Source organism: Cedecea selenatireducens (assembly GCF_042138895.1).
Lineage (GTDB): Bacteria > Pseudomonadota > Gammaproteobacteria > Enterobacterales > Enterobacteriaceae > Cedecea > Cedecea selenatireducens.
On the sequence record NZ_JBHIKW010000001.1, the window covers coordinates 214,743 to 235,304 of the forward strand.

Consider the following 20,562-nt stretch of genomic DNA (forward strand, 5'->3'; position numbering starts at 1 on the left):
GGGGGAGCAAGAGACCAGGACTCCCCCTCATCCAGCCTTAAATCAGAGATATAAGCCACATTCGGCGCCGCTTATGCGGCGCTTTTTTATCTTATCTTTTTTTATTTTTTTGCCATCCTGATATCCCACTACACTTTGATGATAACGTTACGCCTCACTTCTTGCGGCGAGAAACAGGGAAACAGGGATGCAAACGGCACAGCGGATTATTTCTGACTATCGCCGCAGGCGAGTTATTGTCTGCGCCGTACTCGCCATTTTAGTTTTAATCGTCACGCTTAGCGTCAGGTACACGACCGAACGCAACCTTAACGAACAACGCGTAGCTCAGTTTAATCAAAGAGTTATAAATACCCTTGATACCCTTCTCGCCCCGCTTAATACCGTCAGCGACGACATCATGCAGCTTATCGGCACTTCATGTGCCGATGCCCAATTAAAAATCCGCGAGCACGCGGCAAAAATGCAAACGGTGCGCGCCATTGGCTTAATCCAGGACGGCGTTCTTTATTGCTCCAGTATTTATGGCAGCCGCGATGTGGGAATACATCAGCTCCATACTCGCCTGCCGTCGCCCGACCCTTTGCTCTTTTTATCGCGTGACAGCTCGCTGTTAAAAGGCACTCCGGTACTGATTTTCTGGCGCCCGCAGCCAGGCGAAACGCGTGATGGCGTTATGCAGATTATTAATATCCAGATGCTGACCAGCCTGTTGCTAAAACCGGAGCACCCCTGGGTGACACGCGCGGTGCTTAACGTTGGCAACGATCATCTGGAATACGGCTCGGGCCTGCAGGCTAAGATCGTTCCGGATGAGGATCAGGTTTCTCAGCAAACGGCTTCAAAACTTTACCCCTATTCTATCACCGCAATCGGGCCTTCCGCCGACCAGCTGACGCTGCAAAACCTGCCGTCCCAGCTCCCGCTGGCCTTACTGCTCAGCATGCTGGTGGGCTACATTGCCTGGCTCGCCACCGCCAACCGCATGAGCTTCTCCTGGGAAATCAACCTCGGCCTTGCCGCCCGGGAATTTGAAGTCTTTTGCCAGCCGCTGGTCAGCGCCCGAAATTTAGAATGCGTTGGCGTGGAGCTGCTGCTGCGCTGGAATAACCCGAGACAGGGCTGGATTTCACCGGAAGTATTTATTCCCCTGGCGGAGCAGCAGCAGCAAATCGCCCCGCTCACGCGATTTGTGCTGGATGAAACCGTGCGTCACCTTGAGATATTCCCTAAAACGCCAGGGTTTCACATTGGCCTGAACGTTGCCGCCAGCCACTTCCACGACGGCGCGATTATTCGCGACCTGAAACGCTACTGGTTCCCGGCGACGCCGAAGCAAAAACTGACGCTTGAGCTCACCGAGCGTAACGCCCTGCCCGCGATGGATCACAGCGTGGTTCAGGAGCTGCACAGGCTCGGTATCGACCTGGCTATCGATGATTTCGGCACCGGCCACAGCTCGCTCGCCTATCTCGAGACGCTGAATCCCAATGTGCTGAAAATAGACAAATCCTTTACCGCCGCTATCGGTACCGATGCGGTTAACTCGACGGTGACGGATATTATTATTGCCCTTGGGCAAAGGCTGGATATCGATCTGGTGGCTGAAGGGGTGGAAACGCAGGAGCAGGCAGAGTATCTGAGGCGTAACGGTGTGGCGGTGTTGCAGGGCTTTTTATACGCAAAACCCATGCCGCTGAGGGATTTTGCTCACTGGCTCGAGGGCAACATGCCGCCGCCCCCTCGCCATGAAGACCGGGCTATCCCGGTCTTCCCTGCGCGCTGAATTACTCTTCTTCGTCCTCGTGTGGAGAGCGTTCTTTCTCCACGCGAACCAAATCGACCCGGTAATCATTCGCTTCAACTATCTGAATACGCAGCGGCGGCACTTCGATAACGTCTCCCACTTTAGGGATATGGCCGTTCACCGAAATCACCAGGCCCGCAATAGAGGCGATATCCTGTTCGTCGTGCATCAGGCGATGAATGTCCAGACGCTGCTGAAGCGCATGAAGATCGGTGGAACCTTTCACCAGCCAGCCTTCACCGTCACGCACTATCTCAGGGGTTTCGTCCGCATCCGGGAATTCACCGGCAATCGCTTCCAGCACGTCCAGCGGCGTGACCAGGCCCTGTACCACGCCAAATTCGTTGTTCACGATAACGAAGCTGCCGCGGGCCCGACGCAGCACGCCAAGCAGGTTGATCGGGTCCAGCGTTTCCGGCACCACAATGGCCGGAGACTGCGCGGCAATCGCCGCCACGTCAGCGCCTTCGTCCAGCGCCACCAGCAGCTCTTTCGCACGCACTACGCCGATGATTTCATCCAGTTCACCACGGCATACCGGGAACAGGCTGTGCGGGGACTCCAGCAGCTGCGCGCGGATCTCAGAGACGCTTTTCATGGCATCAACCCAGGAAATCTCCCCGCGTGGAGTCATGATGCTGCGCAGTGAACGTGACGCCAGGGTCAGCACGCCGTTAATCATGTAGCGCTCTTCTTCGGCGAAAGATTCGGCCTCAATAGGCCTCATCGCTTTGCTGTCTTCGCTGTGCTGCGTACGCTCCTGACGTTTGCCGCTCATCATGCGCAGAATCGCATCGGCGGTACGGGCGCGTAGCGGCTGGCGAGACTGATGACGAATAAAGTTACGACGGGCGATCTGGTTAAACAGCTCGATGATTATCGAGAAACCAATGGCCGCGTACAGGTAGCCTTTCGGAATGTGGAAGCCAAAACCTTCCGCGACCAGGCTCAAACCAATCATCAGCAGGAAGCTCAGACAGAGCACAACCACCGTCGGATGCTGGTTGACAAAATTGGTCAGCGGCTTGGAGGCCAGCAGCATAACGCCCATTGCAATGACGACCGCAGCCATCATGACAGGCAGATGGTTTACCATCCCCACGGCGGTAATTACCGCATCCAGCGAGAACACGGCGTCCAGCACTACAATCTGCAGTACCACCACCCAGAAGCTGGCATAGCCTTTACCGTGCCCGTCGTCGTGCTGGCGGTTTTCAAGGCGCTCGTGCAGCTCCGTTGTGGCTTTAAACAGCAGGAAGATACCCCCCAGCAGCATAATCAGGTCGCGGCCCGAGAACGTGAAGTCAGCAACGCTGAACAGCGGCGCCGTGAGCGTGACAAGCCATGAGATCAGCGACAGCAGCGCCAGTCGCATAATCAGCGCCAGCGACAGGCCGATCAGTCGAGCCTTATCGCGCTGTTTCGGCGGCAGTTTGTCCGCCAGAATGGCAATAAAGACCAGGTTATCAATACCCAGTACGATTTCCAGCACCACAAGCGTGAGTAAACCCGCCCAGATTTGCGGGTCCATTAACAGTTCCATGTCAGACTCCCGTCCTGGGCGCAGAAAATCTGCATTCCGTGAGTAACGGACGCAAAATAGCTAGTGAATCGTATTTGCGGGTGCGAAACGCCGCTGAGAAGGGGGGATTTAGGCATCCCGGCAGTGAAAAGACGTCGGTGACGGTCCATAGGGTGGGCTACTGCCCGCTACTCCTGAAAGTGAATCGGACGCTAACATTATCAAAGGAAACCGGGCTTTGGCAAAGATTTACCTGACTTTGCAATTTTTTTGCAACTTCCGATGACCATATTTTACAGCGTAATTGTTTGAATTAGTGACAAAGTTAAATTACGGATCTTCATCACATAAATTATTTTTTCACTGTCTAAAATAATTCCGGCAAATAGTTTGTTCTACTTTGAACGTGTTATCTGAATCGATTCGCTAAAACCGAGACCGATACACCACCGCACCCTTCGAGGGGTGTTGTAATGACAAAAACAGGAGGTAGCAAGTGACTATTGCTATTGTCATAGGCACACATGGCTGGGCAGCGGAACAATTGCTGAAAACCGCCGAAATGCTATTAGGCGAACAAGAAAACGTTGGCTGGATAGATTTCGTCCCGGGTGAAAATGCTGAAACCCTGATCGAGAAATATAACGCACAGTTGGAGAAACTGGACACCAGCAAAGGCGTGTTATTCCTCGTGGATACCTGGGGTGGCAGTCCATTCAATGCAGCAAGCCGTATCGTTGTAGATAAAGAACATTACGAAGTGGTCGCCGGGGTCAATATCCCGATGCTGGTCGAAACCCTGATGTCGCGTGACGACAACCCTACCTTCGACGATCTGGTCGCACACGCGGTAGAAACCGGCCGTGAAGGCGTGAAAGCGCTGAAGGCCAAACCGGTAGAAAAAGCAGCACCTGCTGTCGCCGCCGCGCCGAAAGCCGCAGCACCGGCCAAACCGATGGGGCCAAACGACTACATGAATATCGGTCTGGCACGTATCGACGACCGCTTAATTCATGGCCAGGTTGCTACCCGCTGGACGAAAGAAACCAACGTCACCCGCATCATCGTCGTTAGCGACGAAGTGGCGGCAGACACGGTCCGTAAAACTCTGCTGACTCAGGTCGCACCGCCGGGCGTTACCGCACACGTCGTGGATGTCGCGAAAATGATCCGCGTTTACAACAACCCTAAATATGCCGGCGACCGCGTGATGTTGCTGTTCACCAACCCAACCGACGTGGAGCGTATCGTCGAAGGCGGCGTAAAAATCACCTCCGTTAACATCGGCGGTATGGCGTTCCGCCAGGGCAAAACCCAGGTCAACAACGCTATTTCCGTAGATGAAAAAGATATCGAAGCTTTCAAAAAACTGAATGACCGCGGTATTGAGCTCGAAGCGCGGAAAGTGTCTACCGATCAAAAACTGAAAATGATGGATCTGATCGCTAAAGTTAAATGATTGTCATCACTAATAATATTGCTCAGATTTCACACATAAGTCATCGTCAATAGGAGAAGTACAATGGAGATTACCACTCTTCAGATTGTGCTGGTGTTTGTCGTAGCCTGTATCGCCGGTATGGAGTCGGTGCTCGATGAATTTCAGTTCCACCGTCCGCTTATCGCCTGTACTTTAATCGGCGCCGTACTCGGCGACATGAAAACCGGCATCATCATCGGCGGTACGCTGGAAATGATTGCCCTGGGCTGGATGAACATCGGTGCCGCCGTGGCGCCTGATGCCGCCCTCGCCTCAATTATCTCTACCATCCTGGTTATCGCCGGGCACCAAAGCATCGGGGCGGGTATCGCGCTGGCGATTCCACTTGCCGCCGCGGGCCAGGTACTGACCATTATCGTTCGTACCATTACCGTGGGCTTCCAGCACGCAGCGGATAAGGCCGCCAACAACGGCAACCTGACGGCGCTGTCCTGGATCCACGTTTCTTCCCTGTTCCTGCAGGCAATGCGTATCGCGATTCCAGCGGTTATCGTCGCCATCTCCGTAGGCACCAGTGAAGTTCAGAACATGCTGAACGCCATTCCTGAAGTGGTCACCAGCGGCCTGAACATCGCCGGCGGCATGATCGTGGTAGTGGGTTACGCAATGGTCATCAACATGATGCGTGCGGGCTACCTGATGCCGTTCTTCTACCTCGGTTTCGTTACCGCGGCGTTCACCAACTTCAACCTGGTGGCACTGGGCGTGATTGGCGCAGTTATGGCCATCCTCTACATCCAGCTGAGCCCTAAATATAACCGTAGCGCTGGCGCGCCGGCCCAGGCTTCTGCCGCTAACGATCTTGATAACGAACTGGACTAACAGGTGAGCGAAATGGTTGATTCCACTAAATTAGCGACTGAGAAGAAAATCACCCAGAGTGATATCCGTGGCGTATTCCTGCGTTCTAACCTGTTCCAGGGTTCATGGAACTTCGAGCGTATGCAGGCGTTAGGCTTCTGTTTCTGTATGGTGCCGGTTATCAAACGACTGTACCCGGAAAACAACGAAGAACGCCGTCAGGCCATCAAGCGTCACCTGGAGTTCTTTAACACCCACCCTTACGTTGCCGCCCCGGTGCTTGGCGTTACGCTGGCGATGGAAGAGCAGCGTGCTAACGGCGCAGCGATTGACGACGGTGCGATAAACGGCATCAAGGTTGGCCTGATGGGGCCGCTGGCAGGCGTGGGTGACCCTATTTTCTGGGGTACCGTACGTCCGGTCTTTGCTGCCCTGGGCGCGGGTATCGCGATGAGCGGTAGCCTGCTTGGGCCACTGCTGTTCTTCATCCTGTTCAACGCCGTGCGCCTGCTGACCCGCTACTATGGCGTGGCCTATGGCTATCGCAAAGGGGTCGATATCGTTAAGGATATGGGCGGCGGCTTCCTGCAGAAACTGACGGAAGGGGCGTCCATTCTCGGCCTCTTTGTCATGGGGGCACTGGTTAACAAGTGGACGCACGTTAACATCCCGCTGGTGGTGTCAAAAATCACCGACCAGACCGGGGCCGTTAAGGTTACTACCGTACAGACTATCCTTGACCAGCTAATGCCGGGCCTGGTCCCGCTGCTGCTGACCTTCGCCTGTATGTGGCTGCTGCGCAAAAAGGTCAACGCGCTGTGGATAATCATGGGCTTCTTCGTCATCGGTATTGTGGGTTACGCTATCGGCCTGCTGGGCCTGTAATTTGTTCTGATAACCGGGGGCACTTAGCCCCCGGTTTTTTTATCTTTAACGGGAGGTTTCATGACGCTGACGGATGTCGTGCTGGTTGTTTTCATCGCGCTGCTGCTGGCTTTTGCTGTTTACGATGAGTTCTTGATGGACAAGCTGAAGGGCAAAACCCTGCTAAAAATCCCCCTGCTTCGCCGCAACCGTGTCGACAGCGCCATCTTTGTCTTTCTCATCGGCATCCTCATCTACAACAACATCACCTCTCACGGTACCCCGCTGACCACATGGTTATTATCTGCTCTGGCATTGATGGCCATTTATCTGTCGTGGTTCAGGCAGCCTAAGATTTTGTTCAAAAGCCATGGTTTTTTCTTCGCCAATGTTTGGGTGGAATATAACCGTATTAAAGAGATGAATTTATCCGAGGACGGCGTGCTGGTGCTGCAATTAGAACAGCGGCGCTTATTGATTCGGGTAAAGAATATTGATGACCTTGAAAAAATCTACAAGCTAATGGTTGCAACTCAGTAACTTACAATTATAGCAATGTCTATATTTGTGGCTTATTTTTCGCCATTAAAAACATAGCCTTTGCTATTTCTTAAGATTTGTGCGGCTTTATTTTAACGTTTCCTTTGCATATGCAGTTAAATGCAAATCGTTATCAATAAATGACGATAAAAAATAGAATTCAAAGATTGTTTTAATTTAAAAAAATATGTTAAGGTTGCGCCCGTCGTTGGGGAGTAGCCGATTTCTGCCATAGGCAGAAATGTACATGTCAACATACTCGTTATATCCGTCCTTGAGATTAACGTGGCATGTACGCCTCAGAGTTATGAGTAGGCGAGACCATAGGCACGCGCCATCGTAAAGTTGGGGATGGTTTGCGTGTATATGGATATCCCCAACTGAGGCAATATGATGAATCTCTCCGCCACTATTCTTCTTGCTTTCGGCATGTCCATGGATGCTTTCGCCGCTTCCATCGGTAAAGGTGCCACGCTCCATAAACCTAAATTTTCCGAAGCCCTTCGTATCGGCCTTATTTTTGGCGTTATCGAAGCGATTACTCCGCTCATCGGCTGGGGACTTGGTCTGCTGGCAAGCCAGGTCGTGCTGGAATGGAACCACTGGGTCGCATTTATCCTGCTGGTGTTCCTCGGCGGGCGTATGGTGCTGGAAGGCTTCCGTGGCGCAGGGCAGGAAGAAGCGCCAAAAATTCATCGCCACGGCTTCTGGCTGCTGGTCACCACTGCGATTGCCACCAGCCTCGATGCGATGGCCGTGGGCGTCGGCCTTGCCTTCCTGCAGGTCAATATTATTCAGACGGCGTTAGCCATCGGCTGCGCGACGGCAATCATGTCAACGTTGGGTATTATGGTAGGCCGCTTTATCGGCCCGATACTGGGGAAACGCGCCGAGATCCTCGGCGGTATTGTCCTGATAGGCATTGGCTGCCAGATTATGTACAGCCATTTCACCGCGTTTAACTGATTAATCGCGCTGCCAGACCCGTACTACAAAATCTGTTTCACAGCTAAACGCCGTTTCTGCCTTCAACGCTTCCCATACTTCCGGGCGGGCGCGCCAGGCGAACGGCGTCATTTGCAGCAGGGCTGCGGCTTCATCGCCGCGCAGGCTCATTGTCCAGCCCGGCCGCAGCGTTTGCTGCAGGGTAAAGCCCGGCATAGCTTCCACTTCTTCGCTGTGTAATACGATATCCTGGTAAATCAGCCCTTTGAGCTGCATCAAATGGCGTGGTCCAGGCGTGGCGGTAATCACCACGCCGCCATGCTTCACCACTCTCGCCAACTCTTCGGCCTTGCAGGGAGCAAAAATGCGCACAATCGCATCCATGCTTTCATCGGCAAACGGCAGGCGGTGGCTGGATGCCACGCAGAATTTAACTTCACGGTAGCGTTTCGCCGCGTAGCGAATAGCGACTTTTGAAACATCCAGCCCCCAGGTCTCTCCGCCCTTCTCTGCCACCACGCCAGCAAATCCCGCCGTGTAATAGCCCTCACCACAGCCAATATCCAGTAATGCAGAAGGCGTTATCGTCTTTAAAATCTGGCAAATAGCATCCCGCAGAGGCTGGTAGTGCCCGGCGTCGAGAAAAGCCCGGCGAGCCTGCATCATTTCCGCGCTGTCACCCGGATCTTTCGAACGTTTATGCTGAACGGGCAGCAAATTAACATAGCCTTCTTTGGCTACATCAAATTGATGCCCCTGGGGGCAGCGATAACCGTTCGCGCCAGCGGCAAGCACGGTATGGCAGAGTGGGCAAAGCCAGGACATAGAGAACTCCGGAGGCAATAAAGGGCGCAAGTGTAACGCCAAACGCCCCTTTTGCGAAACCGCTACATGGCGGCGTGGTCATTCTCCATTTTGTTCAACACCATCATGCTGTTGTCTCCGGCCGGCAGCCCGTCGGGCTCAATATTTTCGAGGCGTAAAACATCTCCCATGATCTGGCTGAACACGGGGGCCGACACCGCACCGCCGTAGTATTTACCGTTTGAAGGATCGTTAATCACCACCACCAGCGCATAGCGAGGATTGCTGGCCGGGGCCACGCCTGCCGTATAGGCAATGTACTGATCGACATATTTACCATCCGGGCCGATTTTTTTCGCCGTCCCTGTTTTCACCGCCACGCGGTAGCCATGCACCGCAGCCTTAACGCCGCCGCCGCCGGGCAGCGCGACGCTTTCCATCATGTGTTCCACTTCATGAACAATCTCTTCCGGCATGACTCTCTGCCCTTCGACCGGCGGATCAACACGCGTGATGGAGAGCGGGCGGGAAATACCAAAGCTGCCGATAGTCGCATAGACGTGAGCAAGCTGGAGCGGCGTTACCATCAGGCCATAGCCAAATGCAAAAGTCGCTCTGTCCAGCTCGCCCCAGCGCTGACGTACCGGCAGCAGGCCACGACTTTCCCCCGTCAGCCCAATTGACGTGGGCACGCCGAAACCAAATTTATGGTAGGTATCCCATATATGCTGGACTGGCATCGCCAGCGAAAGGCGTGAAACCCCGGTATCGCTTGATTTTTGCAGCACCCCGGTCAGCGTCAGCTGCGGATAAAAACCAACGTCGCGGATATGGTGCCCGTCAAGCGTAAACGGATGGGTATCAATCACGCTGTCCGGCCGGACTATTCCCTGCTGCAGAGCCGTCATCACCACCATCGGTTTTACCGTAGAGCCGGGTTCGAAGGTGTCGCTTATTGCACGGTTACGGAAGTCATCAAGCGTGGCATCCTCACGATTGTTCGGGTTAAAGGTGGGATAGTTGGCCATCGCCAGCACTTCACCGGTTTGTACGTCGATAACCACCGCCGCACCGGATTCTGCTTTGTTCCACGACACGGCGTTGCTCAGCGCGTCTTCGGTGACGGTTTGCAGCCGTTCATCGATACTGAGTTGAATATTGTGCGCGGGACTGGCCGGGTTCTCGGTAATATTTTCTACCACATGACCATAGCGGTCTTTACGCACCAGACGTTCACCTTCTTTGCCGGTGAGCTGCTGGTTAAAGCTTTTCTCGATGCCCTCAATACCCTGATCGTCAATGTTGGTGAAGCCAATCAGGTTGGCACCCACCCGCCCGGCAGGATAAAAACGACGTGATTCATCGCGCAGCGCGATGCCGGGAATATTCAGTTTGTCGATGTACTGTGCCTGTTGGGGATCCAGCTGGCGAGCGAGATAGATAAAACGGCCGCGTTCGTTGCTGTGAATACGAGCGGCAATTTCGCTGAGTGGCACATGAAGCGCGGCAGCCAGCGCCTGCCAGCGGCTGTTAACCAGCACGCCGCCCTTTTCCATCACCGTTTTGGGGTCGGCCCACACCGCCTCAACGGGTACGCTGACCGCCAGCGGTTTGCCGTTACGGTCTTCAATCATTCCGCGAGGAACGTCAATCGGCTCTTCGCGCAGGGAGCGCATATCCTCCTGCTTAACCAGGTTATCCGGAGAGATGATTTGCAGCCAGGCAATGCGCCCAAGCAAAAAAACCAGGCTTCCGGTGATGGCCAGGCACAGCAGCGCAAAACGCCACTGGATAAAATTACCGGTTAATGCGGAAACACCCTTCTTCACAACCACTCCTTGCACGGCCTAAGCGATTGAAAGATTTAACCAGATTCGGCCATCCTTACCGGGAGTAACAGTGCTAAAACCTTCGCAGCTTTGCAACAAGAGGCAACAAATGATTCAGTCTGTTAATAATTTGAAAAACAGCAGGTTAGCAACAGACATGAAAAAGCCCCGTCGAAACGGGGCTTTTATCTCAATTCGGCGTTATTCGCGCCTGAGCTCTAATCCAGAAGAATTAGATGGCAGTCACGTTAACTGCAGCAGGGCCTTTCTGGCCGTCCTGGATTTCGAATTCAACGTTCTGGCCTTCAGCCAGAGTTTTGAAGCCGTTACCCTGGATTGCAGAGAAGTGTACGAATACATCTTTGCTGCCGTCAGCTGGAGTAATGAAACCAAAACCTTTAGACTCGTTGAACCACTTAACTTGACCTTTAATCTTTGCCATTTTGCAAATTCCTTAGATTGTATTCTTCGCCCGCAGGCATAACTTAGATAAAACAGAGACATTACTGCATGAGGCACTAATATAAGGCTCGGCAGAGAAGCGGTATTCAACGACAACGTGTTTACTCAGGTCTTCTTTACTGAAAATGCCACACATAAACAGAACTGTACCTCGTTTAACCCAACGTGTTATCACACACAACGTAAACAATGGCAAGCCATTTTTAAGCATGTGTCGATCTGCCGCACAGATTCAGAAAATTACACGATTACTTTAAGAAAGTAATCTGCGCTTATTGACGTAAATTTTCGCCACGTAAAGTTACCGCAAGAGATTGTGTTTCAACAACATTCCGGCAACTTTGGAACCTTAGCGTAAACCTTACTTTTCGTCCAGATATCCGTTTAATAAAATCCACTTTTGAGGATATATCTTTATGATTTTTTATGCATATCTATGCACAAATTAACCTAAGGCCAGTCAGGACGTCAGGATAACGGCTTTCGCCATTGCCTTTTAAATGCACTGCAGAATAAAGCTTGTACAGCAGACCGATTATAATGCACCAAAATAATGAAAGTTTAATGACAAATTGCCCCAGGATAAGGCAATAAAAACGTTTCGATGAATTAAAAGAGAGACTGACCGCTGATTTAATGGGCACAAATAGAAATAGAATCATCACAAGAAGTGATAATAATAAATTCTTATTTTTTCGTTAAGGGCAAACTTTGACCAATACGCAGCGGAGAAAACACATCATCGCTTTCCCCCTGCTCATCCAATGCCTCACGCAATTCCCGGGGCGGTTTATCGAGCGGCTCATCGGCAAGTTCAAATACTCCCCAGTGAATAGGAATCGTCGTGGGTTTGCCCATCTTTTGCCATAGCGCAACGGCCTGCTGAGGATCCATATGGTGATCCCCCATAAACCAGCGAGGTTCATAGGCGCCGATAGGCAATGCCGCCATATCAAACGGACCTAATCGCCGGAAGATCTCTGCCAGAGACTCGGTGTAACCGGAATCGCCGCTGAACCAAAAGCGCAGCGGGCCGTGCTCGACAACCCAGCCGCACCACAGCGAGCGATTACGATCCCAAAAAGTTCGCATACTCCAGTGGCGGGCCGGCACGGCGGTGAAAACCATGCCGCACCAGTTAAAGCTTTGCCACCAGTCCAGCTCCGTCACCTGCTCTATTCCACGCTTGCTGAACCACGCCTTCAGGCCAAGCGGCACGAAAAAATGCACGTCCGGGAAACGTTTGACCAACCTGCGTACGGTTTTGCTGTCCAGATGGTCGTAATGGTTATGTGAAATAAGTACCGCATCCAGCCGGGGGAGCTGTTTAAGATCGATTGGCACTTCGGTGCGCCGGGAGGGCCCAGCAAAAGAAACGGGGGATGCACGGCGAGAAAAAACGGGGTCGGTCAGTAAAAAGTAGCCATTGAGCCGCAGTAACAAACTGGCATGCCCCAGCCACCACACGCGGTCATCGCTGCCGCTCAGGTCTGCGCGCTGCCACCAGCGTTCAATAAACGTGGAATACCCTTCGACGGGAGGATGCGGGAGCTGCTGCGCTTTACGCTCCTGACGCCACCGTTTGACGTCGCCGGGCTGCCGTACAGCCGGTTCCGCATTGCGAAACCCGTCGGGCAGATGGTGGGATAATTGCGGGTTATACCAGGGGTTTTTCCAGCTCATCCCACCTCCAGCCTGTTTAGCGTTCAGCTACCAGACGCACAAAGTCGTCATCATTATCTTCTTGCGCAGCCACAGCCGGTTTTTGCTCCGACTCCGGTTCGTTTGCTTCACACAGACGGCGCAGCAAAGCGTTTTGACGCTTTTGTAAATCCACCAGCTCTTCAAGCAAGGCAATCTGATCGTTTGCACGGCTGCTGGAACGGTTCACAAAAAACCACAATACAAGGCCCACAATCAACGTCACCAGCGAGATAGCCAGCGGCATGATATTCAGAGCGCTAAAACCCATTTCGTTCATCTTACCACCTCAAAAAAAATGCATTCTACACCTGAGGCAGAGAGAGAAGCATCACTACCAGGGGATAAATTTATTAATGGTACAAATGCCGCTGAAAAATTGCACATCCTGGTCGCACATCACATTTATCATTTGAGTCCATAACAGCAGGCAGGTAACCACAATCACTAAAACAATCACCCATCTGTACTTTCTCACTACAACGCCACCTCTTGACCATAGAATTTCGATAATTTACCACTATCCAACTAAACCATAAGTAACGTTTCCTGCTTTTTCATTTCAGAATCATCAGATTGTGACATCTGTAATCCAGGATAAGCTTGCTACAAAGATTGATTGATGTTTGAGGTAAGTATGCGCGTGATTATTCGTACGGTAATTGTTATCGCCATCGTCTGGACAGGCTTATTGCTCTCCGGGTACGGCGTGTTGATTGGCAGCAAAGAAAATGCAGCCGGGCTAGGACTGCAGTGTAAGTACCTCACGGCACGTAATACCGTGACCGCACAGTTTATTCATACCGACAGCGGGATTATTGGCCTGACCGACTGCCCGCTGCTGCGTAAAGTCGATAAAACTATTGATAATGGGTAGACAGACCTGGCCGCGGCTTTACGCGGCCCGCTTTCACGAATCAGAAAGGATAGTGATGGTAGCCCATCTGCCGTGACAGCGTGCGGGCTGCCTCATGCAGAATCTTCACGTATTCAGCCAGCCCTTCCTCAGTGTAGCGTAACGTTGGGAATGAAATGCTCATTCCAGCAATGACCACACCAAAACGATCGAACACCGGCACCGCTACGCAGCGGATGCCCTCTTCCTGCTCTTCGTTATCTTCCCCGTAACCCTGTTTACGAACCTGCTCAAGCACCGGGAGAAGCGCTTCAGTGCTGACGATAGTGCGTTCCGTGCTGCGGACGTATTCAACGTCGCCGAGAATATCCAGAACCTCCCCGCGCTCCCGCCACGCCAGCAATACCTTGCCAATAGCCGTGCTGTAAAGCGGATTGCGACGCCCTACGCGGGAGTACATTCTCAGATTATAGAGCGAGTCAATTTTATGAATATAAACAATGCTGCTTTCGTCCAGCGCGCCGAGGTGAATGGCTTCTCTGGTCAGCCGGGACAGTTCGCGCATCTGTAAATCCGCGCTACGGATGAGGTCGACGTTTTGCAGCGCGCCGCTGCCCAGCTCAAAAAGCTTCAGCGTGAGCGCATATTTTTCCGACTCCTCTTCCTGAGAAACATAGCCTAAGGATTTCATGGTCTGCAAAAAGCGATACACGGTGCTTTTGGACATCATCACTCGCTGAGACAGTTCGGTTATTCCAATTTCTTTTTCCTCACCAAGCGCCTGCAAGATGCCGAAAACTTTCAGCACGGAAGAAACTGAATCGGGTTGTTTATCGGGATCTGAGAGTGCCATGTATCACCTCGGGCGTTGTTGTTTTATAAAAATCGGAACTGCTTTTTAGTATATGGATGCCCCGCGGGAGCCGCAATTAAAGCCTGCTGATTCGTTACAAATCTGCGGCATTCACGAGATTAATTGATGATAAAATCATTACCCTCCTAACGACTTCAGACAGCACATTTCAAGTATGGATAAATTCGTGTCCGACGGCTTACCTGCGCCTCAACGTTATGGTGCCATTCTCACCATCGCGCTCGGCATTATGATGGCCGTTCTGGACGGCGCTATCGCTAACGTCGCCCTGCCTACCATTGCTCATGATTTAAACGCCAGCCCGGCGGAGTCTATTTGGGTGGTTAACGCCTATCAGATAGCGATCATCGTTTCGCTGCTGTCACTTTCATTTCTCGGCGATATTTTTGGCTACCGTCGTATCTATCAGTGCGGCCTGGTGCTGTTCTGCCTGACGTCGCTGTTTTGCGCCACCTCAACCTCGCTGCCAATGCTGACGTTTGCCCGTGTGCTGCAGGGGTTTGGCGGTGCGGCGCTGATGAGCGTCAACACCGCGTTGATTCGCCTTATTTACCCTCAGCGTTTTCTTGGCCGAGGTATGGGCGTCAATTCGTTTATCGTGGCCGTGTCCTCGGCCGCGGGTCCTACGGTTGCCGCGGCGATCCTTTCCGTCGCTTCCTGGCAATGGCTGTTTTTGATCAACGTGCCGATTGGCATTGTTTCGCTGGTTTTGGCCCTGCGCTATTTGCCGCCTAATCAGCAGAAATCTCAGGGTCAGCGTTTTGATATTCCGAGCGCGATAATGAACGCCCTGACCTTCGGCCTGCTGATTTCGGCTATCAGCGGCTTTTCACAAGGCCAGCCTGGCTCAGTCATCATTGGTGAGCTGGCCGCGCTGGTGATAATCGGCTATTTCTTTATTCGTCGCCAGCTGCGCCTTCCGTTCCCGCTGCTGCCGGTTGACCTGCTGAGGATCCCGATTTTTTCGCTGTCTATCGGCACCTCAATATGCTCGTTTGGCGCCCAGATGCTGGCGCTGGTCTCCCTGCCCTTTTTTATGCAAACCGTGCTGGGGCGGAGTGAAGTTGAAACCGGGCTGCTGTTAACGCCGTGGCCGCTGGCGACCATGGTGATGGCTCCGCTGGCGGGCTACCTGATCGAGCGGGTTCACGCCGGCCTGATGGGTGCCGTGGGGCTTTTCGTGATGGCCTGCGGCCTTTTTGCTTTGGCAATGCTGCCGCACGATCCGTCCGATATCAACATCATCTGGCGTATGGTGCTTTGTGGCGCAGGCTTTGGCCTTTTCCAGTCGCCAAACAACCACACCATTATTTCATCCGCGCCCCGTCATCGCAGCGGAGGTGCCAGCGGCATGTTGGGCACCGCCCGCCTGCTGGGCCAAAGCTGCGGGGCCGCGCTGGTGGCGCTAATGTTTAACCTGTTTGGCGCGAGCGGCACCCATGCCTCGCTGATACTGGCGGGGATCTTTGCCACCGTGGCCGCCGTCGTCAGCGGGCTCAGAATGTCCCAGCCTCGGGCGCAGGCATAAAAAAAGCGTGCCGCCAGGGCACGCTTTTTCAGTTCAATGTTTCCGTTACTTCAGGTATTCACCGCTGCGCAGCGCTTCGATACGTTTGTCCAGCGGCGGGTGGGTCATGAACAGTTCGCTCATTGACTTAGCCTTCCCGTTGATGCAAAACGCCATCATGCTGCTGGCTTCCTGCGGCTCATAGCTGGTTTTCAAACGCTGCAGCGCAGCAATCATCTTCTCGCGACCCACCAGTTTCGCAGAACCGGCATCGGCGTGGAATTCACGGTGACGTGAGAACCACATGGTGATGATGCTCGCCAGAATACCAAACACCAGCTCCAGCACCGTAGCGACCGCAAAGTAAATCAGCGGGTTACCGTTGCTGCTTTCGTTTTCATCACGGTTCCCGGACAGGAAGCCGGAAGCTACCTGAGCGATGATGCGGGAAATAAAGATAACGAAGGTGTTCACCACGCCCTGAATCAGGGTCATCGTCACCATGTCGCCGTTGGCGATGTGGCTAATTTCGTGGGCGATAACCGCTTCGGCTTCGTCACGGCTCATGTTCTGCAACAGACCCGTGCTGACCGCCACCAGAGAAGCGTTACGTCGCGCCCCGGTAGCAAACGCATTGATGTCCGGCGCATGATAAATCGCCACCTGCGGCATCGCGATCCCCGCCTGCTGCGACTGCTGGCGCACGGTTTCGATTAACCAGCGCTCAGTTTCGTTACGAGGCTGCTCAATCACCTCACCGCCTACTGAACGTAACGCCATCCATTTTGACATCAGCAGGGAAATAATTGAGCCGCCAAAGCCAAACAGCACCGCCATGATCATCAGACCCTGAACGCTGCTTGACTGGATCCCCGTCAGGCTTAGCACCAGCCCGAAAACGACCATTACCGCAAGGTTGGTCAGCAGGAAAAGCCCGATACGCATCATAATTTTCTTTTTACCTCGGTTAAAAACACGCTCTTTGCGCTCCACAACATCGTAGGGGCGCGCCGCCTATTTTCAAGCATCTGACGCCGCCAAGTGATTAATAATACATAACTTTACATTTTGTATGCATTTGTCTTACATCGCTGGAGACAGGTAAAAAAATGGGCACCGTTTCGGGTGCCCATCCGGGAGAGTTATTTCGCCGGAGCCGGCTGCTCCGCCGGCCTGTCCTGCTCTATGCCGGCCAGGTCGACGGCAATGTGAACCGTCTCGTCCAGATACGGATCGGCTTCCTGATAGTCCTTCGGCAGGTCGTCGAGTTTCTTAATCGGCGCTTTGCCTTCACGTTTGAAGCGATCGTTGATTCGGGCCAGGCGCGTAGCATCATCTTCCTGATTCTCTTTTTCGCGCTGGGCGTAATTGAGGGAAACGATATTACGTTTTTCTTTCAGGGCATTGAAACGCGCAATGTCCTTCATGATGTACTGGAACTCCGGATCTTTTGCGATGCGCTCCTGATGCAGCTTCAGCAGCTCCGGCTCGAACGGCGTTAAATCACCGGTCTTCACGTAGGTCGCCGCATTGATGCTGTCCCAAGGCAACGCATTGTCTTCGAACTTCTCGCCGGTTTCCGTTTGCTCTGTCCCGGTCGGCATCATGATGTCTGGAGTTACACCTTTACGCTGGGTACTGCCGCCGTTGATGCGGTAGAACTTCTGAATGGTGTACTGCACGGACCCCAGCGCTGGCCACTCAGGGCGCAGCATCTGATCGTAGATGCGGTTCAAAGAGCGATACTGCTGGACGGTGCCTTTCCCGAAGGTCGGCTCGCCGACAATCAGCGCACGGCCGTAATCCTGCATTGCCGCAGCAAAGATTTCAGAGGCCGAGGCGCTAAAGCGGTCGACCAGCACGACCAGCGGGCCTTTGTAGTAAACCACGCCGTCGGTATCGCTATCTTCACGGACTTTACCGTTGTTGTCGCGAACTTGAACTACCGGACCACTTGGGATAAACAGGCCGGACAGAGAAACCGCTTCGGTCAACGCGCCGCCGCCGTTAGAACGCAGATCTATAATTACGCTCTTGACGTTCTGTTTTTCCAGCTTCTGCAGCTGAACCTTCACGTCATCGGTGAGGCCAACGTAGAAGCCAGGAATATCCAGCACGCCGACTTTATCTTTACCGACCGTTTTCACCGACATTTTGACCGCACGGTCTTCCAGACGGATACGCTCACGGGTCAGCGTCACGGTACGCGTTTTGGTCCCTTTGCCAGCAGGCAGGATCTCAAGGCGAACTTTGCTGCCTTTTGGCCCTTTAATCAGCGCCACGACGTCGTCCAGACGCCAGCCGATAACGTCAACCATCGGTTTGCCCGTCTGGCCTACACCAACGATGCGATCGCCTACGGTAATGGCCTTGCTTTTCGCCGCAGGACCGCCCGCAACCATCGAATTGATCAGCGTGTAGTCATCGTCCATCTGCAGAACCGCGCCGATGCCTTCCAGAGAAAGGCTCATTTCGGTGTTGAACTGTTCGGTGCTGCGCGGGGAAAGATAGTTGGTGTGAGGATCTATCTCATGCGCAAACGCGGTCATCGCCAGCGAGAACACATCTTCGCTGTTGCTTTGCGCCAGACGGCGGATCGCAAACTGATAGCGTTTGGTCAGCGTTTCACGAATTTCCTGCTCGGTTTTACCGGCCAGCTTCAGGCTCAGCTCGTCGTACTTAACTTTTGCGTCCCAGAGCTTGTCCAGCTCATCAACGCTTGTCGGCCACGGCGACTTGCTGCGATCCAGATTAATGGTGTCGTTGCCGGTGAAGTCCATTGGCTTCGCCAGCACCTTCAACGCGTACTGATAGCGTTCAAAACGGCGCTTCTGACCCAGATTGTATAAATCATAAAATACGTCGAGCTTACCGCTACGCAGCTCGTCACCAATCTGCCCTTTCTTCGCGGCAAATTGCGCAACGTCACTTGCCAGCAGCACGTTATGGCTGTAGTCCAGCAGGTTCAGGTAGCGATCGAAGATTTTTGCCGAGAAGTTAGCGTCAAGATCGAACTGACGGTAGTGCGAGCGCGTAAAGCGAGACGTCACGCGCTCGCTTACGGTTGCGTGCTGAGCTTCTTCCTTCAACTGCGGAATCTGGTCAGCACGAGTAATGTTGTCCAGGGCCAGGGCACTGCCTGCCACGAACAGCAGGCTGGCGATAGCCGTAAGCTTAAAGAGTTTGTTCATGCCTGAGTCAGGCCTCCGTTTCAGAACTGCAAGTGTTCTGCGCGTACGATCATTGCCATACCAGAAGTCAGCTGTACACGGACGCCATCTTTGGTAATTTCCAGTACGGTAGCATCCATTGCGTTGTTACCGGCTTTAACTTTAATGGCCTGTCCAACCTGCAGAGCGGTAATATCCGTTACCGGGGTACGACGCTCTTCGCGAGGTGCCTTAGGTGCCGGTTTTTCCGTCCGAGGTTTGCGCTCAGCGGCTTCTTTACGACGAGGTGCTGCGGCCGGGCGAGGTTTACGTTCGCGGCGCGGAGCCTCTTCCGTTCCGCCAGCGGCGGCGGCTGCTTCGCGTTTCTTCGCCTGCTGTTCAGCGCGCTGGGCCTGAACGCGGGCTTTTGCTTCCTCAAGCTGCTGGCGAGCATGTTCTACATGCTGTTCGTCCAGCTCACCGCACGGGTTGCCATCAAGATCTACGCGAGTCGCGCCAGCTTTGATGCCGTACAGGTAACGCCAGCTTGATGTATAAAGGCGTAATGCCGAGCGAAGCTGAGTTTTGCTGAGGCTCATTTCGCCTTCAACACGAGAAACTAAATCCTGGAAGATACCAATCTTCAACGGACGGGCTTCACCTTCAGCGCTAAAACAGCGTGGAAAACGCTCGGCCAAAAATGCGATGACTTCTTTACTACTATTCAACTTAGGTTGATTTTCCATGAAATTTCCTGATTACAACGGAGTTGCCAATAAGTCGCAGGCATGAACAGGCGACATTATAATGACGCCATCGCTAAATGCCACGTTATCCGTTGCTTATCATGCTATCGAGGGAAGAATTTTTTAAAATCAGTGCCGCTTAGCACGTCTGAAAGCCGCGAAACCAAGGTTTTTAAACCGATTTCGTCTTCTTCTGAAAAACGGCCGTACTCGGTGCTGTCGATATCCAGGACGCCGATCGTCTGACCATCAACCGTCAACGGCAGAACGATTTCAGAATTGCTGGCTGCATCGCAGGCGATATGCCCATCAAAGGCGTGCACGTCTTCGACACGTTGAATCGTTCCTGTGGAGACAGCAGTACCGCATACGCCCTTACCTACAGGAATACGCACGCAGGCAATTTTGCCCTGGAAGGGTCCCAGGACTAGCGTTTGTGCCTCAAGAAGATAGAATCCTGCCCAGTTAACACCGTCCAGACGTTCAAACAGCAAAGCACTGGTATTTGCCAGCGTTGCGAGGAAGCTGGTTTCACCTGCCATTAACGCACTAAAATCGCGGTTGAGATCCGCGTAAAATTGTTCTTTGTTCATTAAATAACCGTTATGTTGTCTTACTTTACTTCGTAGCATACTAAAATAAGCATTAAATGCG

Annotated in this window: 21 protein-coding genes and 1 riboswitch; of the genes, 8 read left to right on the forward strand and 13 right to left on the reverse strand. The window is 53.1% G+C overall.

Annotated features, from left to right (window positions below; all coding sequences use genetic code 11):
* Positions 1-187 precede the first annotated feature (187 nt).
* A complete protein-coding gene (gene pdeD, locus ACE38U_RS01005; RefSeq protein WP_176981419.1) occupies positions 188-1,786 on the forward strand; it encodes a cyclic di-3',5'-guanosine monophosphate phosphodiesterase PdeD in 1,599 nt (532 codons plus the stop codon).
* A 1-nt stretch (position 1,787) separates the two neighbouring features.
* Here the strand turns inward: pdeD and yoaE are convergent, their stop codons facing one another.
* On the reverse strand, positions 1,788-3,350 hold the full coding sequence (gene yoaE, locus ACE38U_RS01010) for a CNNM family cation transport protein YoaE (protein ID WP_038482092.1): 1,563 nt from the start codon (positions 3,348-3,350) through the stop codon (positions 1,788-1,790).
* A 475-nt stretch (positions 3,351-3,825) separates the two neighbouring features.
* On the opposite strand from yoaE, the gene manX reads away from it, so the two are divergent.
* From manX to mntP, 5 genes are all read left to right on the forward strand, one after another.
* Positions 3,826-4,788 carry a PTS mannose transporter subunit IIAB gene (gene manX, locus ACE38U_RS01015; protein WP_375528989.1) on the forward strand — a complete coding sequence of 321 codons (963 nt, stop codon included), beginning with the start codon at positions 3,826-3,828 and terminating at the stop codon, positions 4,786-4,788.
* A gap of 63 nt (positions 4,789-4,851) precedes the next feature.
* Positions 4,852-5,652 carry a PTS mannose/fructose/sorbose transporter subunit IIC gene (locus ACE38U_RS01020; protein ID WP_038482086.1) on the forward strand — a complete coding sequence of 267 codons (801 nt, stop codon included), beginning with the start codon at positions 4,852-4,854 and terminating at the stop codon, positions 5,650-5,652.
* Positions 5,653-5,664: 12 nt separating this feature from the next.
* Positions 5,665-6,516, forward strand: coding sequence for a PTS mannose transporter subunit IID (locus tag ACE38U_RS01025; RefSeq protein WP_038482083.1), 852 nt, complete (start codon positions 5,665-5,667; stop codon positions 6,514-6,516).
* Between the two features lie 60 nt (positions 6,517-6,576).
* On the forward strand, positions 6,577-7,035 hold the full coding sequence (locus ACE38U_RS01030) for a DUF986 family protein (protein ID WP_176981417.1): 459 nt from the start codon (positions 6,577-6,579) through the stop codon (positions 7,033-7,035).
* A 198-nt stretch (positions 7,036-7,233) separates the two neighbouring features.
* Positions 7,234-7,422: riboswitch (yybP-ykoY riboswitch) on the forward strand.
* A 6-nt stretch (positions 7,423-7,428) separates the two neighbouring features.
* Positions 7,429-8,001, forward strand: coding sequence for a manganese efflux pump MntP (mntP, locus tag ACE38U_RS01035; protein WP_038482077.1), 573 nt, complete (start codon positions 7,429-7,431; stop codon positions 7,999-8,001).
* On the opposite strand, the gene rlmA is transcribed toward mntP, so the two are convergent.
* The 7 genes from rlmA to mgrB all read right to left on the reverse strand — a co-directional run bounded on the left by rlmA (position 8,002) and on the right by mgrB (position 13,254).
* A complete protein-coding gene (gene rlmA, locus ACE38U_RS01040) occupies positions 8,002-8,805 on the reverse strand; it encodes a 23S rRNA (guanine(745)-N(1))-methyltransferase (RefSeq protein WP_038482074.1) in 804 nt (267 codons plus the stop codon).
* 62 nt (positions 8,806-8,867) lie between these two features.
* The gene (ftsI2, locus tag ACE38U_RS01045) at positions 8,868-10,613 is read right to left on the reverse strand and encodes a peptidoglycan DD-transpeptidase FtsI2/PBP3(PARA) (RefSeq protein WP_038482071.1); all 1,746 of its coding nucleotides are present in this window, start codon (positions 10,611-10,613) and stop codon (positions 8,868-8,870) included.
* 232 nt (positions 10,614-10,845) lie between these two features.
* Positions 10,846-11,055, reverse strand: a complete 210-nt coding sequence (gene cspE / locus ACE38U_RS01050) for a transcription antiterminator/RNA stability regulator CspE (RefSeq protein WP_001062678.1) — start codon at positions 11,053-11,055, stop codon at positions 10,846-10,848.
* A 12-nt stretch (positions 11,056-11,067) separates the two neighbouring features.
* Positions 11,068-11,211, reverse strand: coding sequence for a DUF2627 domain-containing protein (locus ACE38U_RS01055; protein WP_008454022.1), 144 nt, complete (start codon positions 11,209-11,211; stop codon positions 11,068-11,070).
* Between the two features lie 551 nt (positions 11,212-11,762).
* Positions 11,763-12,758 carry an MBL fold metallo-hydrolase gene (locus ACE38U_RS01060; RefSeq protein ID WP_375528990.1) on the reverse strand — a complete coding sequence of 332 codons (996 nt, stop codon included), beginning with the start codon at positions 12,756-12,758 and terminating at the stop codon, positions 11,763-11,765.
* A 16-nt stretch (positions 12,759-12,774) separates the two neighbouring features.
* Positions 12,775-13,056, reverse strand: coding sequence for a YebO family protein (locus ACE38U_RS01065; RefSeq protein ID WP_176981414.1), 282 nt, complete (start codon positions 13,054-13,056; stop codon positions 12,775-12,777).
* 54 nt (positions 13,057-13,110) lie between these two features.
* Positions 13,111-13,254 carry a PhoP/PhoQ regulatory lipoprotein MgrB gene (mgrB, locus tag ACE38U_RS01070; protein ID WP_008454016.1) on the reverse strand — a complete coding sequence of 48 codons (144 nt, stop codon included), beginning with the start codon at positions 13,252-13,254 and terminating at the stop codon, positions 13,111-13,113.
* A gap of 159 nt (positions 13,255-13,413) precedes the next feature.
* On the opposite strand from mgrB, the gene ACE38U_RS01075 reads away from it, so the two are divergent.
* Positions 13,414-13,653: a YobH family protein gene (locus ACE38U_RS01075; RefSeq protein WP_038483480.1), complete on the forward strand. Its 240-nt coding sequence runs from the start codon at positions 13,414-13,416 to the stop codon at positions 13,651-13,653.
* 40 nt (positions 13,654-13,693) lie between these two features.
* Here the strand turns inward: ACE38U_RS01075 and kdgR are convergent, their stop codons facing one another.
* On the reverse strand, positions 13,694-14,485 hold the full coding sequence (gene kdgR / locus ACE38U_RS01080; RefSeq protein ID WP_176981413.1) for a DNA-binding transcriptional regulator KdgR: 792 nt from the start codon (positions 14,483-14,485) through the stop codon (positions 13,694-13,696).
* A gap of 175 nt (positions 14,486-14,660) precedes the next feature.
* Between kdgR and ACE38U_RS01085 the strand changes: the two genes are divergently transcribed.
* Positions 14,661-16,034 carry an MFS transporter gene (locus ACE38U_RS01085; RefSeq protein WP_038482050.1) on the forward strand — a complete coding sequence of 458 codons (1,374 nt, stop codon included), beginning with the start codon at positions 14,661-14,663 and terminating at the stop codon, positions 16,032-16,034.
* 45 nt (positions 16,035-16,079) lie between these two features.
* On the opposite strand, the gene htpX is transcribed toward ACE38U_RS01085, so the two are convergent.
* The 4 genes from htpX to msrC all read right to left on the reverse strand — a co-directional run bounded on the left by htpX (position 16,080) and on the right by msrC (position 20,501).
* On the reverse strand, positions 16,080-16,961 hold the full coding sequence (gene htpX, locus ACE38U_RS01090; RefSeq protein ID WP_038483477.1) for a protease HtpX: 882 nt from the start codon (positions 16,959-16,961) through the stop codon (positions 16,080-16,082).
* A 194-nt stretch (positions 16,962-17,155) separates the two neighbouring features.
* Complete coding sequence (prc, locus tag ACE38U_RS01095; RefSeq protein WP_038482046.1) at positions 17,156-19,204, reverse strand: carboxy terminal-processing peptidase; 2,049 nt, start codon at positions 19,202-19,204, stop codon at positions 17,156-17,158.
* 20 nt (positions 19,205-19,224) lie between these two features.
* The gene (gene proQ, locus ACE38U_RS01100; protein WP_038482043.1) at positions 19,225-19,908 is read right to left on the reverse strand and encodes an RNA chaperone ProQ; all 684 of its coding nucleotides are present in this window, start codon (positions 19,906-19,908) and stop codon (positions 19,225-19,227) included.
* Between the two features lie 104 nt (positions 19,909-20,012).
* A complete protein-coding gene (gene msrC / locus ACE38U_RS01105) occupies positions 20,013-20,501 on the reverse strand; it encodes a free L-methionine (R)-S-oxide reductase MsrC (RefSeq protein WP_038482040.1) in 489 nt (162 codons plus the stop codon).
* Positions 20,502-20,562: the final 61 nt, after the last annotated feature.

Bases quoted from the DNA above. Each gene is read 5' to 3' on its own strand.
- ACE38U_RS01085 (WP_038482050.1), top strand. From the start codon at position 14,661: ATGGATAAATTCGTGTCCGACGGCTTACCTGCGCCTCAACGTTATGGT.
- yoaE (WP_038482092.1), bottom strand. From the start codon at position 3,350: ATGGAACTGTTAATGGACCCGCAAATCTGGGCGGGTTTACTCACGCTT.
- msrC (WP_038482040.1), bottom strand. From the start codon at position 20,501: ATGAACAAAGAACAATTTTACGCGGATCTCAACCGCGATTTTAGTGCG.
- ACE38U_RS01055 (WP_008454022.1), bottom strand. From the start codon at position 11,211: ATGTGTGGCATTTTCAGTAAAGAAGACCTGAGTAAACACGTTGTCGTT.
- htpX (WP_038483477.1), bottom strand. From the start codon at position 16,961: ATGATGCGTATCGGGCTTTTCCTGCTGACCAACCTTGCGGTAATGGTC.
- cspE (WP_001062678.1), bottom strand. From the start codon at position 11,055: ATGGCAAAGATTAAAGGTCAAGTTAAGTGGTTCAACGAGTCTAAAGGT.
- proQ (WP_038482043.1), bottom strand. From the start codon at position 19,908: ATGGAAAATCAACCTAAGTTGAATAGTAGTAAAGAAGTCATCGCATTT.
- mntP (WP_038482077.1), top strand. From the start codon at position 7,429: ATGAATCTCTCCGCCACTATTCTTCTTGCTTTCGGCATGTCCATGGAT.
- ACE38U_RS01065 (WP_176981414.1), bottom strand. From the start codon at position 13,056: ATGAACGAAATGGGTTTTAGCGCTCTGAATATCATGCCGCTGGCTATC.
- ACE38U_RS01020 (WP_038482086.1), top strand. From the start codon at position 4,852: ATGGAGATTACCACTCTTCAGATTGTGCTGGTGTTTGTCGTAGCCTGT.
- ACE38U_RS01025 (WP_038482083.1), top strand. From the start codon at position 5,665: ATGGTTGATTCCACTAAATTAGCGACTGAGAAGAAAATCACCCAGAGT.
- ACE38U_RS01060 (WP_375528990.1), bottom strand. From the start codon at position 12,758: ATGAGCTGGAAAAACCCCTGGTATAACCCGCAATTATCCCACCATCTG.
- kdgR (WP_176981413.1), bottom strand. From the start codon at position 14,485: ATGGCACTCTCAGATCCCGATAAACAACCCGATTCAGTTTCTTCCGTG.
- pdeD (WP_176981419.1), top strand. From the start codon at position 188: ATGCAAACGGCACAGCGGATTATTTCTGACTATCGCCGCAGGCGAGTT.
- ACE38U_RS01030 (WP_176981417.1), top strand. From the start codon at position 6,577: ATGACGCTGACGGATGTCGTGCTGGTTGTTTTCATCGCGCTGCTGCTG.
- ACE38U_RS01075 (WP_038483480.1), top strand. From the start codon at position 13,414: ATGCGCGTGATTATTCGTACGGTAATTGTTATCGCCATCGTCTGGACA.
- rlmA (WP_038482074.1), bottom strand. From the start codon at position 8,805: ATGTCCTGGCTTTGCCCACTCTGCCATACCGTGCTTGCCGCTGGCGCG.
- prc (WP_038482046.1), bottom strand. From the start codon at position 19,204: ATGAACAAACTCTTTAAGCTTACGGCTATCGCCAGCCTGCTGTTCGTG.